The organism is Sphingomonas oligophenolica (assembly GCF_006438955.1).
In the GTDB taxonomy this organism is placed as follows: Bacteria; Pseudomonadota; Alphaproteobacteria; order Sphingomonadales; family Sphingomonadaceae; genus Sphingomonas; species Sphingomonas oligophenolica_A.
In genome coordinates, this window is record NZ_RCZK01000046.1 from 1 (window position 1) to 870 (window position 870).

2 protein-coding genes are annotated in these 870 nt (G+C 62.3%); one reads left to right on the forward strand and one right to left on the reverse strand.

Annotated elements, in window-relative coordinates; all coding sequences use genetic code 11:
* On the reverse strand, window positions 1–219 hold a 219-nt coding region (locus EAH84_RS15825), incomplete at its 3' end, for a transposase (RefSeq protein WP_140872847.1).
* A 441-nt stretch (window positions 220–660) separates the two neighbouring features.
* Here EAH84_RS15825 and EAH84_RS15830 point away from each other — a divergent pair.
* Window positions 661–870: transposase (locus EAH84_RS15830; protein ID WP_140868377.1), on the forward strand; the 210-nt coding region annotated here is incomplete at its 3' end.

Here is an 870-nt window from a genome sequence, read left to right on the forward strand (position 1 = left end):
CCGAATGCCGAACAGGTAACCGACCAGCAGCATCCGCAGCATCAGCTCGGGGTCGATCGACGGCCGCCCGGCGGCGCTATAACTGTCGGCCAGCGCCTCGCGCACGAAGCTAAAGTCGAGCAGTCCGTCGATCCGACGCAAAAAATGGTCGCCAGGCACGTGATCGTCGAGCCGGAAGCCGTAAAACAGCGACCCCTGCGCCACCTGCCGACCCATCATGCTCCGCGCTCCCGCCTGCCTGGATCGAGTGAATCACCCTGCGCCAAAGGCTGCAAGCGCTACTTTTTCAACAGTCTCGGCTCGGTTTTGACATTGCCGTTCGGGGCACAGGTTTCCGTCCGTTCGCAAGTCTCAAGGCCGGGAACCAAAAGCGGCAGCTTTCAGGATTCTGCAAATCAATCCGCGACGACCGGAACTGGGCGCTTGCCGCCCTACCGCTTTCCATCCTGATAGCTACCAGTCGGCTTTGGGCGACGCCGCGCACGCTGGCGGCGGTGGAACGGCGATAGGTGGTGGTTTGCAGTCCGACAACTTTCGGGAACGAGGATTGCCTAAGCTGCCGTCGCTGGATCAATCAGAGGTGGCTCGGGAAATCTGAACAGCGGGGATAAGTGGATTGCCGATCTGACCGCGGCCATGTTGGCCGCCCCAGGAGGCAAGATGAGCAAGCGACCCCGCCGGAATCACAGCCCGGCGTTTAAGGCCAAGGTAGCTCTGGCTGCCGTAAAGGGTGAGAAGACGCTGGCCGAGTTGGCGCAGCAGTATGACGTGCATCCAAACCTCATCAACCAGTGGCGATCCCGGCTGCTGGAGGGCGCGGCGGACGTATTCGGATCGGAGCCGGCCGCGAGCGAACCGGCGATCGACGTG